Origin of the sequence: Nocardioides sp. GCM10023255 (assembly GCF_042653125.1) — a bacterium.
Classification (GTDB): Bacteria; Actinomycetota; Actinomycetes; order Propionibacteriales; family Nocardioidaceae; genus Nocardioides.
In genome coordinates this window covers 89,366-100,811 of sequence record NZ_JBHSHU010000012.1, presented here as the reverse complement: position 1 = coordinate 100,811, position 11,446 = coordinate 89,366, and the positions used below count along the sequence as shown (strand labels likewise).

The window sequence follows — 11,446 nt, the reverse complement described above, 5'->3', positions numbered from 1 at the left end:
GGAACTCGTTTCCTGACCGCAACACAGCGCGGCGTACGTCGAAACCTCCGGGCCGCAGGGTTTCTGCCAATGGGGCGGGAGCCCTGGCCGACAGCGCGGTCGGCGGTCGAGATCACGGGCTCGGCGCACAAGTGCTCCGTCCTCGAAGGATCGAAATCCCTGGAGGTTCTGTGGACGGCTACTACGCCTGGATGATCGTGGCGACAGCCCTCGTCCTGATGATGACGACTCCCGCGCTGGCGCTGTTCTACGGCGGCATGAGCCGCTCGAAGTCCGTGCTGAACATGATGATGATGTCGTACGTCTCCCTCGGGATCGTCGGCATCGTCTACGTCCTGTGGGGTTGGTCGATGTCCTTCGGCCCGAGCGACGTCGGCGGCGTCTTCGCCAACCCGTTCTCGCTGTGGGGCCTCAAGGACGTGGGCTGGGACTCCTACATCGCGGTCTGCTTCCAGATGACGTTCGCGGTGATCACCGCGGCGCTGATCTCGGGGGCGATCGCCGACCGCGTCAAGCTCTCCGCGTGGGTGGTCTTCCTCCCGCTGTGGGTCACGCTGAGCTACTTCCCGCTCGGCCACATGGTGTGGGGCGGCGGGTTCATCTCCGAGCACCTCGGTGCCCAGGACTACGCGGGCGGCACGGTCGTGCACATCAACGCCGGTGTGGCGGGCGGCGTGCTCGCGCTGATCATCGGCAAGCGGATCGGCTTCGCCAAGGAGCCGATGAAGCCGCACAACCTGACGCTGACCATGGTCGGCGCGGGTCTGCTGTGGTTCGGCTGGTACGGCTTCAACGTCGGCTCGATCGTGCTCACCGGCGCGAGCGAGGAGAAGGACGTCGCCCAGTTCATGTCCGAGACCGGGGTGACCTTCCTCAACACCACGGTCGCCACCTGTGCCGCGATGCTGGCCTGGCTGGCGGTCGAGCGGGTCCTGCACGGCAAGGCCACCTCGCTCGGTGCCGCGTCGGGCATCGTCGCCGGCCTCGTCGCGATCACGCCCTCCTGCGGGGCTGTCGACACGACGGGTGCCATCGCGATCGGCGCCATCGCCGGCGCGGCCTGCGCCTACGCGGTCGGCCTGAAGTACCGGTTCGGCCTCGATGACTCGCTGGACGTCGTGGGCGTCCACCTCGTCGGCGGTGTCGTCGGCACCGTGCTGATCGGCTTCCTGTCCACCGCGTCCGCCCCCGGCGGCATCGACGGCCTGTTCTACGGCGGCGGCCTCGGCCCGCTGGGCGACCAGGTCGGCGCGGCGGCCATCGCGATCGTGTGGTCGGCCTTCTTCACGGCCCTCATCGGCCTGGCGATCAAGTACACGCTCGGCTGGCGGATCAGCGACGAGGCCGAGGTCGAGGGCATCGACGCCGACCAGCACGGCGAGGCGGCGTACGACCTCGGGACCAGCATGAGCGGCGGCCTGCCGTCCACGTCGGTCCTGGCCAAGAGCACCGTCACGGAAGGGGCGAACGCATGAAGCTCGTGACCGCGGTCATCAAGCCGCACAAGTGGGAGGACGTCCGCGAGGCCCTCGAGACCTTCGGCGTGACGGGCATGACCGTCAGCGAGGTCAGCGGCTACGGCCGCCAGAAGGGCCACACCGAGGTCTACCGCGGCGCGGAGTACGACATCGCGCTGGTCCCCAAGATCCGCATCGAGATCGTGGTGGACGACGGGGACGCTGAGGACGTCGTCGGCATCGTCGTCAAGACCGCCCAGACCGGCCGGATCGGTGACGGGAAGGTGTGGCTGAGCCCCGTCGAGACCGTCGTCCGGGTCCGCACCGGCGACCGCGACGAAGCCGCGCTCTGAGTGAGGCCCCCGGCGCGTCGCGCGTACGCCGCGCGTACGCCGGGGGCATCGCTCTTCTCGCATGTAACGCGGTGTCCACGGCTCTGGTGCTGCGGCGCCGCACCAGAGCCGTGGACACCGCGTTACATGGGTCGTCGAGCGCTCGTTTACGCGCCTGAAACACAACCGGCGGGCGCGCGTAACAGGCGCTGGCGAGGGTGGGGGCCCATGACCGCCCCGCTCGCCCTCGCCGCCACCGCAGCCCTCGACACCGGTGACACCGCCTGGTTGCTGGCGGCCTCCGCGCTGGTGCTGCTGATGGCCCCGGGCCTCGCGCTCTTCTACGGCGGCATGGTCCGCTCCAAGAGCGTGCTGAACATGATGATGATGACGTTCGGGTCGCTCGCGGTGATCACGGTGCTGTGGGTGCTGGTCGGCTACTCGCTGGCCTTCGGCGACGACCTCGGCGCCGGCCTGCTCGGCGACCCGACGCAGTACGCCGGCCTCGGCCGGTTGATGTCGCCCGACAGCAACCGCGGCTCGACGGTCCCGCTGATCCTGTTCGCGGTCTTCCAGGGGCTCTTCTGCGTCATCACCGGCGCACTGGTGTCCGGCGCGATCGCGGACCGGGCCCGCTTCGGCGCCTGGATCGTCTTCGTCTCGGTCTGGACGCTGCTGGTCTACGCACCCGTCGCGCACTGGGTCTTCGACTTCTCCGGCGGAGACCACGTCGGCGGCTGGCTGGCCAACCGGGTCGGCCTCGTCGACTTCGCGGGTGGCACGGCCGTCGAGATCTGCTCGGGAGCCTCGGGGCTCGCCCTCGCGCTGGTCCTCGGCCACCGGGTCGGCTTCGGCAAGGACCCGATGCGTCCGCACAACCTCACCCTCGTGATGCTCGGCGCGGGCCTGCTGTGGTTCGGCTGGTTCGGCTTCAACGCCGGATCCGCCCTGGGCGCCGACCAGGCCGCGGCCGTCGTCTTCACCACCACGCTGGTGGCCGGCGCAGCCGGGGCCCTCGGCTGGCTCGCCCTCGAGCGGCTCCGCGACGGCCACGCCACGTCACTGGGCGCGGCGTCCGGGATGGTGGCCGGCCTGGTCGCGATCACTCCCTCCTGCGGCTCGCTGTCCCCGATGGGCGCGATCGTGATGGGCGCCGTCGCCGGCGTCGTCTGCGCCTGGGCGGTCGGGCTGAAGTACCGCTTCGGGTACGACGACTCGCTCGACGTCGTCGGCGTGCACCTGGTCGGGGGACTGGTCGGCACCTTCGGCATCGGGCTGCTCGCCACGTCGGCCGCGCCCACCGGTGTCGACGGACTGCTCCACGGCGGCGGGGTCGACCAGCTCGGGCGCCAGCTCCTCGGCGGCGGCGTCGTGCTCGTCTACGCGTTCGTCGTGTCGGGCATCATCGGCCTCGTCATCGACCGGCTGATGGGCTTCCGGATCGACGAGGAGCACGAGGTCAGCGGGATCGACCTCGTCGTGCACGCCGAGACGGCGTACGACCTGCACGCCACCGCCGGCGCCCGGTCGTCGGGACACGGGATCCTGGGCGCCATCACCCAGCCCGGCAGCCGGCCCGGCAGCCAGCCCAGAAGTCAGCGCAGCACCCAGCAGCGAGAGGAACCACGTCCATGAAGCTGGTCACCGCGGTCATCAAGCCGCACAAGTGGGAGGACACCCGCGCCGCCCTCGAGACCGTCGGCGTCACCGGCATGACGGTGAGCGAGGTCAGCGGCTACGGCCGGCAGAAGGGGCACACGGAGGTCTACCGGGGTGCGGAGTACGACATCGCGCTGGTTCCCAAGATCCGGGTCGAGATCGTCGTCGGCGACGAGGACGCCGACGCCGTGGTGGACGCGATCCTGACCAGCGCGGCCACCGGCCGGATCGGCGACGGCAAGGTCTGGGTCGCCCCGATCGAGTCGGTGGTGCGGGTCCGCACCGGCGACCGCGACGACGCCGCGATCTGACCGGCAGGCGATGACGGCTCCCGAACGCGCAGAGCGTGCCGCCGCGGCGGACGCGCTGTGCGCCGCGGCGTACGACGGCTGCGGCGGCCCCCAGGTGGGCGTGGCGCTGGTGGCGGTCGGGGGCTACGGGCGCTCGGAGCTGGCGCCGCACTCCGACCTCGACGTGGTGCTGGTCGCCGACGAGGGAGTCGAGCTGGGGGAGCTGGCCGCGCAGGTGTGGTACCCGCTGTGGGACTCCGGCTCCAAGCTCGACCACTCGGTGCGCACGCTGCCGGAGATGGTCGCCGCGGCCGGGGGAGACCTGCGGGTGGCGCTCGGGCTCCTGGACCTGCGCCACCTCGTGGGCGACCCCAACCTGACGCTCCGGCTGCGCACGACGATGCTCGCGCACTGGCGGCGCCAGGCCCGCGCCCAGCTGCCCGCGCTGCGCGACCTGGTGCGCTCGCGCCACGAGCTGGTGGGGGAGCTGGCCCACCTCTCCGTCCCGGACCTCAAGGAGGCGGAGGGCGGCCTGCGCGACGCGACCGTGCTCAAGGCGCTGGTGGCCACCTGGCTGGTGGACGTGCCGCACGCCGACCTCGAGCGCACCCGGCTCGCGCTGCTCGACGTGCGGGACGTGGTCCAGGGCCTGGCCGGCCGCGCCACCGACCGGATCGCCCCCGAGGCGTGGGACGGGCTGGCCGAGCGCCTGCACCTGCCGGACGCCGGGACCGCACAGGTGCACGTCCGCGAGCTCGGCCGGCGCATCACCCACCTCTCGCGGCTCACCTGGCGGCGGGTCGACGGCGTCCTCACGCGGCCCGCCACCGTGCGCGGCGCCCGCAAGCCCTCGCTGACCCCGCTCGCTCCCGGTGTCGCGCTGTCCTCGGGGGAGGTCGTGCTGGACGGGAGGGCCCGGCCGGCCGAGGACCCGCTGCTGCTGCTGCGCGCCTGCGCCGCCGCCGCCGAGCACGACGCCGTGCTGGCGCCGCCCACCGCCGCCCGGCTGGTCCGCGAGTGCCCGCCGCTGCCCGATCCCTGGCCCGCGGAGGCCCGCCAGCTGCTGGTGCGGCTGCTCGCGTCCGGGCGCGGCCTGCTGCCGGTGTGGGAGACGCTGGAGGAGACCGGCGCACTGGCCGGGATCCTCCCCGAGTGGGACCGGGTCCGGTTGCTGCCGCACGCCTCGCCGATCCACCGGTTCACCGTGGACCGGCACGTGGTCGAGACCTGCATCGAGGCCTCGTCGCTCATCCGCGACGTCCGGCGCCCCGACGTCTTGATGGTGGCCGCGCTGCTGCACGACATCGGCAAGGGCGGCCTGACCGAGCACAGCGTCGCGGGGGAGCCCGTCGCCCGCGACATCGCGACCCGGATGGGTTTCGACCCCGAGGGAGTCGAGCTGGTGGCCCGGCTCGTACGCCGCCACCTGCTGCTCGCCGAGACCGCCACCACCCGCGACCCCGACGACCCCGCCACCGTGGACCTGGTCACGGGGGGCGTCGGCAGCGCCGAGGCGCTCTCGCTGCTCCTCGCGCTGACCGAGGCCGACGCCCGCGCCACCGCCCCCAAGGCCTGGTCGAGCTGGCGGGCCGGCCTGGTGCGCGACCTGGCGCGCCGCGCCGCCGCGTCGCTCGACGCGGGCGCGACCCCGCCGCCCGTGGTGGCCGACGACGTGCCGATCCCGCCCGAGGTCCGCGCCGGCGGGGCCGCGGTCCGCGTCGAGGCGACCGACGACGGCTCGCGGGTCACGGTCGTCGCCCCCGACCGGGTCGGCCTGCTCGCCGACGCGGCCGCCGTGCTGGCCCTGCAACGGGTGCCGGTGCGCGCGGCCCGTGCCTGGCAGCAGGACCAGTACGCCGTCTCGGTGTGGGAGGTCGCCGAGCAGCACCTCGACGAGGCGGTGCTCCGGCAGCGGTACGACGCGGTCGTCGACGGCAGGGTCGACCCGGCCGGCCGGCTCCGCCCGGCCGACGCGCAGGTGCTCGCGCCGGCGGTCGCCGTACGTCCCGAGGCGTCGCGGCAGGCCACCGTCCTGGAGGTCCGCGCGGCCGACCGCCCCGGGGTGGTCTACCTGACCTGTGCGGCCCTCGCCCGGCTGGGCATCGCGGTCCGATCCGCGCACGTGGACACGCTCGGGCCGCAGGCCGTGGACGTGTTCTACCTGCAGGAGGACTCGGCCGCCGCGCTCGGTGACGGGCGGGCCGCGGAGGCTGCTCACGCCGTCAGGGCGGCGCTCTCGGGTGACCCCCGTTAGGCTTGACCCTCGACTGGCCGTCACCCGGCCGACGTACGACTGACGAGGACCGACTTGTTCGCCACACTCTCCGACCGGCTCGCCGACACCTTCAAGAACCTCCGCGGCAAGGGCCGGCTGTCCGAGGCCGACATCGACGCGACCGCCCGGGAGATCCGGATCGCGCTGCTCGAGGCCGACGTCGCCCTGCCCGTGGTCAAGGAGTTCGTGGGCGCGGTCAAGGAGCGGGCCCGCGGCGAGGAGGTCAGCCAGGCCCTCAACCCGGCCCAGCAGATCGTCAAGATCGTCAACGAGGAGCTCGTCACGATCCTCGGCGGCGAGACCCGCCGGCTGCGCTACGCCAAGACCGGGCCGACCGTCATCATGCTGGCCGGCCTCCAGGGTGCCGGCAAGACGACGCTGGCCGCCAAGCTCGCGCTGTGGCTCAAGGAGCAGGGCAAGACCCCGATGCTGGTCGCCTGTGACCTGCAGCGTCCCAACGCGGTCAAGCAGCTCGAGGTCAACGGCGAGCGCGTGGGGGTGCCGGTCTTCGCCCCCGAGCCGGGCAACGGCGTCGGTGACCCCGTGAGCGTGGCCCGGGCCTCGATCGAGGAGGCCAAGCGCAAGCTCCACGACGTCGTCATCGTCGACACCGCCGGCCGCCTCGGCATCGACGCCGAGATGATGCGCCAGGCCGCCGACATCCGCGACGCCGTCGACCCCGACGAGGTCCTCTTCGTGGTCGACGCGATGATCGGCCAGGACGCGGTCACCACGGCCCAGGCGTTCCTCGAGGGCGTCGGCTACGACGGCGTGGTCCTCACCAAGCTCGACGGCGACGCCCGCGGTGGTGCTGCGCTGTCCATCGCGTCGATCACCGGCAAGCCGGTCATGTTCGCCTCCGCGGGCGAGAAGATGACCGACTTCGACCTCTTCCACCCGGACCGGATGGCGTCGCGCATCCTGGACATGGGCGACATGATGACCCTGATCGAGCAGGCCGAGAAGGCCTTCGACCAGGAGCAGGCCGCCAAGGCGGCCGCCAAGCTGACCGGCCAGGGCGGCGAGTTCACCCTCGACGACTTCCTCGAGCAGATGCAGCAGGTCCGCAAGCTCGGCTCGATGTCGAAGATCATGGGGATGCTGCCCGGGATGGGGCAGTTCCGCGAGCAGCTCGAGAACTTCGACGAGCGCGAGATCGACCGCATCCAGGCGATCATCCAGTCGATGACGCCGGCCGAGCGCGCCAACCCCAAGATGATCGACGGCTCGCGCCGCGCCCGCATCGCCAGGGGCTCGGGTCGCCAGGTGTCCGACGTCAACAGCCTCGTGGACCGCTTCTTCGAGGCGCGCAAGATGATGCAGTCGATGGCGCGTGGCGGCGGGATCCCGGGCATGCCCGGGATGCCGGGGATGCCCGGCATGGGTGGCGGCAAGCGCGGCAAGGCCAAGCAGCAGCCCAAGAAGGGCAAGGGCAAGCGCGTCTCCGGCAACCCCGCGAAGGCGGCCCAGCAGGCCGCGGCCCAGAAGGAGAAGGCTGCCTCCGGCGGCAACCCCTTCGGTGCGCCGGCCGGCGAGGAGATCGACTACGAGAAGGCCGCCGCCGCGCTCGACCTGCCCAAGGACTTCTCCAAGTTCCTGAAGTGAGGCCCGAGCCGAGCGGACGTCATGCGAATCGTGGCCCCAAGGCCACCGAACGCATGACGCCCCGAGGGGCGGCATGAGCACGGTCCTCGTCGTCGACGGCGCCAACGTCGTCGGCAGCCGCCCCGACGGGTGGTGGAAGGACCGCGCCGGTGCCGCACGGCGCCTGCACGAGGGGCTCGCGGTCGCCGACACGGCGTACGACGAGGTCGTGCTGGTCCTCGAGGGTGCGGCCAAGGGCGGGGTCCGGCCGGGGCGCGACGCCCACCTGCGCACCGTGCACGCGCCCCGCAGCGGGGACGACACGATCGTCGCGGAGGCCCGGGCCGCCGCCGAGCGCGGCAGCCGGGTCACCGTGGTCACCGCCGACCGGATGCTGCAGGCCCGCGTGCAGGCGGTGGGCGCGATGTCCCTCAGCCCCTCGTGGCTGCTGGACCAGCTGCCCTGAGCGAGCCCGCCCGGTGCCCGTGACCGACCCCGGGCTCAGGCGACCGCGACCCGCGAGACGGCGAGCGAGATGGCACCCACCACCTCGGCCCGGTCCCCGAGCTCGCCCGGCACCACCCGCACCGCCGCCGCCGTGTCCGGCTGGGCGTAGCGGTCGATCGAGAGCCGGATGCCCTCGGCCAGCGACGGGGAGGCGCCCAGCGACCCGCCCAGGACGACCGCCTCGGGGTTGAGGCTGTTGCAGAGGTCGCCCAGCGCCCGTCCGATCGTGCGGCCGGCGTCGCTCAGCACCCGGCGCACCCCGGCGTCACCGAGCCCGTCGAGCTCGAGGATCCGCTCGACCGACAACGGCTCGTCGTACGCCGGCTGCAGCAGGCCGAGCAGCCGCGGGGCGGCCACCAGCGTCTCGAGGCAGCCCCGGTTGCCGCAGCGGCAGACCTGGCCGTCCTCGCCGACCTGCACGTGGCCGAGCTCGCCGGCGGTGCCGGTGGCGCCGCGGTGCAGGCGCCCGCCGAGCACGATGCCGGCGCCCAGGCCGCTGGCCGCCTTCACGTACACCACGTCGGAGAGCCCGCGGGCGGCGCCCTGGCTCAGCTCGGCCAGCGCACCGAGGTTGGCGTCGTTGTCGGGGAAGACGGGGACGTCGAGGCGGCGACCGAGCTCCTCGCCGGGCTGCAGACCCCGCCAGCCGGGCAGGAGCCCGGCGCTGACCCTGGCCGAGCGGCGGTTGAGGGGCGCCGGCACGCACATGCCGACCCCCTGGAGGTCGCCGCGCTCGAGCCCGGCCGCACGCAGCGCGGAGCGCAGCATCGCGGCGGCGCGGTCGAGGGTCGTCGCCCCGTCGGCGTCGACGTCCACGGGGTGGACCTCCTCGGCCAGCACGCGTCCGGTGCGGTCGGCCACGGCCGCGCGGACGTGCCGGTGCCCGATGTCGACGCCGCCGACCCCGCCGCTGGTCGCGCTGAGCGTCACCAGCAGCGGCGGCCGGCCGCTGCCGCCCTTGTGGGGACGGCCCCGGTCGGAGGTCTCGCTGACCTGTCCGCTGTCGATGAGCTCCGCGACCAGGCTCGAGACGGTGGTGCGCGACAGCCCGGTGCCCCGGGCCAGGTCGGCCCGGCTCATCGGTCCCTCGGTCGCGAGCAGGCCGGTGACCGCGCGCCGGTTGGTCGCGCGCAGTCGCTCCAGCGAGCCGGAAGTGCCCATGGCGGCAGACTAGGTGGTTTGTGCGGACCCCGCACTAAAAAGACCGTTCAGGGCGATCTTTTCTCATTGACGCTGCGGTTTCGTCATTCCTAGGTTGAGCCGCACGCGCACCGCGCGACCCGGCCGACGACGGCCGGACCCACTTGCTCGGGCAAGGAGAACGAACCCATGTCGAACCACCCCCCACGACGACGCCGCGGCGTCGTCCTCGGCAGTGCCGTGGCCGGCGTCCTGGTCGCGGCGCTGCTGCCGTTCCAGGCGTCGGAGGCCACCTCCGGCGCCTCGTCCGCCGACGGGACGCTGCCGTACCAGGACCCGTCGCTCCCCACGCAGCAGCGGGTCGAGGACCTGCTGGGCCGGATGACACTGGCCGAGAAGGTCGGCCAGATGACGCAGGCCGAGCGGCTCGACGTCGTCGCCGACCCGTCGCTGGTCACGACGTACGGCCTGGGCAGCGTGCTGTCCGGCGGCGGGTCGGTGCCCGACCCGAACACCGCGGAGGCCTGGGCCGACACCGTGGACACCTTCCAGCAGGCAGCCCTCGACACGCGCCTGGGGATCCCGCTGCTGTACGGCGTGGACTCCGTGCACGGGCACGGCAACCTGCTCGGTGCCACGGTCTTCCCGCACAACATCGGCCTCGGGGCCACCCGCGACCCCGCGCTCGTGAAGCGGATCGGCCACATCACCGCGATGGAGACCCGGGCCTCGGGGCCGCAGTGGGCCTTCGCCCCCTGCGTGTGCGTCGCCCGCGACGACCGCTGGGGCCGCACCTACGAGAGCTTCGGCGAGAAGCCGGGGCTGGTCATCTCGATGGAGACCGCGATCGACGGCTTGCAGGGCAAGCCCGGCCAGCTCGACCACCCCGACCGGGTGCTCGCGAGCGCGAAGCACTTCGCGGGTGACGGGCTCACCTCCTGGGACACCGGCGAGGGCGACTACACGGTCGACCAGGGCATCGACCGGGTCTCGCGCGAGGAGTTCGACCGGCTGGCGCTGGCGCCGTACCTCCCGGCGGTGCAGGAGCACCACGTCGGCTCGGTGATGCCGTCGTTCTCCAGCGTCGACTGGACCGAGGACGGCCTGGGCAACCCGATCAAGATGCACGCGAACAAGGAGCTCCTCACCGACGAGCTCAAGGGCGAGATGGGCTTCGACGGCTTCGTCATCTCCGACTGGCGGGCCATCCACCAGATCCCCGGCGACTACGCCACCCAGGTCGAGACCTCGGTCGACGCCGGCGTCGACATGTTCATGGAGCCGGGCTCGGGCGACGAGACCGACTGGCAGGACTTCGTCACCACGCTCACCCAGCTGGTGCAGGACGGCAAGGTCTCCCAGGACCGCATCGACGACGCCGTCTCGCGCATCCTCACCGCCAAGTTCGAGCTCGGCCTCTTCGAGCACCCGATGACCGACCGCACCCACATCAAGGACATCGGCAGCACCGGCCACCGCAAGGTGGCCCGCCGGGCGGTCGCCGAGTCGCAGGTCCTGCTGCAGAACCGGGGCCGGGCGCTGCCGCTCGACCGCGGCCGCCAGCCGGTCTACGTCGCCGGCAGCAACGCCGACAACATCGGCAACCAGGCCGGCGGCTGGACGCTGACCTGGCAGGGCGGATCGACCAACGTGATCCCCGGTCAGACGATCCTCGACGGCATCCGCGACGCGGCGACCAAGAACGTCACGTTCAGCGAGACGGCCTCCAAGCCGGTCCCGGCCAGGGCCGCCGGCATCGTGGTGGTCGGCGAGACGCCGTACGCCGAGGGGTTCGGCGACGTGGGCGGCCCGCGCTGGGGCTACGACCCGGGCGACAACGGCGTGCAGCGTCCCGCGAAGACCATGCAGCTCTCCGAGGCCGACCAGCAGGCGGTCGACGAGGTCTGCTCGCAGGCGGCGAGCTGCACCGTGCTCGTCGTGTCGGGCCGGCCGATGATCCTGCCGCCGTCGCTGCTCGACGAGGCCGACGCGGTGGTCGCGTCCTGGCTCCCGGGAAGCGATGGTGCCGGCGTCGCGGACGTGCTCTTCGGTCGACGTCCCTTCACCGGCAAGCTGTCGGTGAGCTGGCCGCGCAGCGTGGACCAGGAGCCGATCAACGTGGGGGACGCGGACTACGACCCGCTCTACCCCTACGGCTGGGGACTGCGCACGCACGGGTCGCGGCACTGACCAGCCCCTGAC

Annotated in this window: 9 protein-coding genes; 8 read left to right on the top strand and 1 reads right to left on the bottom strand. The window is 72.8% G+C overall.

Going from position 1 to position 11,446, the window contains the following annotated elements; all coding sequences use genetic code 11:
- The first annotated feature begins 170 nt into the window (after window positions 1-170).
- The 7 genes from ACFO9I_RS19895 to ACFO9I_RS19865 all read left to right on the top strand — a co-directional run bounded on the left by ACFO9I_RS19895 (window position 171) and on the right by ACFO9I_RS19865 (window position 8,063).
- Window positions 171-1,475 carry an ammonium transporter gene (locus ACFO9I_RS19895; RefSeq protein ID WP_379184071.1) on the top strand — a complete coding sequence of 435 codons (1,305 nt, stop codon included), beginning with the start codon at window positions 171-173 and terminating at the stop codon, window positions 1,473-1,475.
- Window positions 1,472-1,810, top strand: a complete 339-nt coding sequence (locus tag ACFO9I_RS19890; protein WP_379184069.1) for a P-II family nitrogen regulator — start codon at window positions 1,472-1,474, stop codon at window positions 1,808-1,810. The genes ACFO9I_RS19895 and ACFO9I_RS19890 overlap by 4 nt, the downstream gene beginning before the upstream one ends.
- 207 nt (window positions 1,811-2,017) lie before the next feature.
- Complete coding sequence (locus tag ACFO9I_RS19885; protein WP_379184067.1) at window positions 2,018-3,424, top strand: ammonium transporter; 1,407 nt, start codon at window positions 2,018-2,020, stop codon at window positions 3,422-3,424.
- Window positions 3,421-3,759 carry a P-II family nitrogen regulator gene (locus ACFO9I_RS19880; protein WP_379184065.1) on the top strand — a complete coding sequence of 113 codons (339 nt, stop codon included), beginning with the start codon at window positions 3,421-3,423 and terminating at the stop codon, window positions 3,757-3,759. Before ACFO9I_RS19885 ends, ACFO9I_RS19880 begins: the two co-directional genes overlap by 4 nt.
- A gap of 10 nt (window positions 3,760-3,769) precedes the next feature.
- The gene (locus tag ACFO9I_RS19875) at window positions 3,770-5,992 is read left to right on the top strand and encodes a [protein-PII] uridylyltransferase (protein WP_379184063.1); all 2,223 of its coding nucleotides are present in this window, start codon (window positions 3,770-3,772) and stop codon (window positions 5,990-5,992) included.
- Between the two features lie 54 nt (window positions 5,993-6,046).
- A complete protein-coding gene (ffh, locus tag ACFO9I_RS19870) occupies window positions 6,047-7,618 on the top strand; it encodes a signal recognition particle protein (RefSeq protein ID WP_379184061.1) in 1,572 nt (523 codons plus the stop codon).
- Window positions 7,619-7,691: 73 nt separating this feature from the next.
- Window positions 7,692-8,063 (top strand): NYN domain-containing protein, encoded by a 372-nt coding sequence (locus ACFO9I_RS19865; RefSeq protein WP_379184059.1) that lies wholly within the window; start codon window positions 7,692-7,694, stop codon window positions 8,061-8,063.
- A 35-nt stretch (window positions 8,064-8,098) separates the two neighbouring features.
- Here the strand turns inward: ACFO9I_RS19865 and ACFO9I_RS19860 are convergent, their stop codons facing one another.
- Window positions 8,099-9,265: an ROK family transcriptional regulator gene (locus tag ACFO9I_RS19860; RefSeq protein ID WP_379184057.1), complete on the bottom strand. Its 1,167-nt coding sequence runs from the start codon at window positions 9,263-9,265 to the stop codon at window positions 8,099-8,101.
- Between the two features lie 168 nt (window positions 9,266-9,433).
- Between ACFO9I_RS19860 and ACFO9I_RS19855 the strand changes: the two genes are divergently transcribed.
- On the top strand, window positions 9,434-11,434 hold the full coding sequence (locus tag ACFO9I_RS19855) for a glycoside hydrolase family 3 protein (RefSeq protein WP_379184055.1): 2,001 nt from the start codon (window positions 9,434-9,436) through the stop codon (window positions 11,432-11,434).
- Window positions 11,435-11,446: the final 12 nt, after the last annotated feature.

Coding starts and splice junctions, on each gene's coding strand:
- ACFO9I_RS19875 (WP_379184063.1), top strand. CDS start 3,770: ATGACGGCTCCCGAACGCGCAGAGCGTGCCGCCGCGGCGGACGCGCTG.
- ACFO9I_RS19865 (WP_379184059.1), top strand. CDS start 7,692: ATGAGCACGGTCCTCGTCGTCGACGGCGCCAACGTCGTCGGCAGCCGC.
- ACFO9I_RS19880 (WP_379184065.1), top strand. CDS start 3,421: ATGAAGCTGGTCACCGCGGTCATCAAGCCGCACAAGTGGGAGGACACC.
- ACFO9I_RS19890 (WP_379184069.1), top strand. CDS start 1,472: ATGAAGCTCGTGACCGCGGTCATCAAGCCGCACAAGTGGGAGGACGTC.
- ACFO9I_RS19860 (WP_379184057.1), bottom strand. CDS start 9,265: ATGGGCACTTCCGGCTCGCTGGAGCGACTGCGCGCGACCAACCGGCGC.
- ACFO9I_RS19885 (WP_379184067.1), top strand. CDS start 2,018: ATGACCGCCCCGCTCGCCCTCGCCGCCACCGCAGCCCTCGACACCGGT.
- ACFO9I_RS19855 (WP_379184055.1), top strand. CDS start 9,434: ATGTCGAACCACCCCCCACGACGACGCCGCGGCGTCGTCCTCGGCAGT.